The 1,108-nt window shown below is 57.9% G+C and carries 1 protein-coding gene and 1 pseudogene; one reads left to right on the forward strand and one right to left on the reverse strand.

The features are described from left to right. Positions 1-480, forward strand: a 480-nt coding sequence (locus B3797_RS00760; protein WP_311790100.1) for a methyl-accepting chemotaxis protein, incomplete at its 5' end; no start/stop codon positions are given. Between the two features lie 329 nt (positions 481-809). Here B3797_RS00760 and B3797_RS00765 read toward each other — a convergent pair. Continuing rightward, positions 810-1,108 (reverse strand): annotated as a pseudogene (locus tag B3797_RS00765) (methionine synthase); the annotation flags it as partial.

Here is a 1,108-nt window from a genome sequence, read left to right on the forward strand (position 1 = left end):
TTCGCCGTGGTGGCGGGTGAGGTGAGAAACCTGTCGCAGCGTTCAACCGCCGCCGCCCATGAGATTAAAGCGCTGATTGAAGCCTCTCATCAGCTGACGGAAGCGGGCGCGGCGCAGGCAAGCGACGTCGGCCGCAATATGGACGTGATGAAAGACGCGATTCGTCAGGTCAGCGATTTGGTCGGCGAGATCGCCGCCGCTGCGGTCGAGCAGAGCCAGGGCATCGCGCAGGTGCACCAGGCGGTGAACCAGATGGACGACGTGACCCAGCAGAACGCCGCGCTGGTCGAAGAGGCCTCGGCAGCTTCGCAGTCGTTGCAGGAGCAGGCCAGCGCGCTGACTGAGCTGGTGGGCAAGTTCCGCGTCGGCAACGATGCGGAGGTCGCCGCGCCGCGCACGCCAGCGGTTCAGCCGTCGCGTCGAACCCCTGCGCCGCAGCGCGTAGCGGTGATTAACGAAGCGGAGTGGCAGAGCTTTTGATGTAAAGCGGCGCTTTTAAGGCGTTATTCCGAGCGGTAAAGGCTCGGTTACACCAGCCTTGAGCGGTACAGGAATCCGGAAACGATGCCGTTTCCGGATTTTTTTCTATGCAATGATATGAAACCCTTCCGCTGCGTCCGGCTCAGTGAAGTAACGGATTAATAACTGTTTGTCAGTGGCTGAAAGCTGGCAGAAGGCAATAACGGATGAACGGGAGGGGAAGTGGCTGGCAAGCCAGCGGTCGCGATGATTGCAATAAGCCTTACTGCTCAGCCCGGCCAGGGCAATTTGCGCGCTAACCGGACTGAGTATTTATCAAATTCTCTGTGTTATTTGGCCAGAATCTCTTTTCTGACAATCTCTGCGCCTGCGCTTAACGCTTGCAGCTTCCCATTCGCCACGCGACGCGGTAGGGGGATCATGCCGCAGTTAGTGCAGGGATAGAGCTTATCGGCATCGACAAACTGCAGGGCCTTGCGTAGGGTGTTGGCGACTTCTTCTGGCGTCTCGATGGTATTGGTTGCTACATCAATGGCACCGACCATCACTTTTTTGCCGCGGATCAGCTCAATAAGATCCATAGGGACGCGAGAGTTCTGGCACTCCAGCGAAACGATATCGATACTGG

It is taken from the genome of Pantoea sp. UBA5923, assembly GCF_002431095.1.
GTDB lineage: Bacteria > Pseudomonadota > Gammaproteobacteria > Enterobacterales > Enterobacteriaceae > Pantoea > Pantoea piersonii.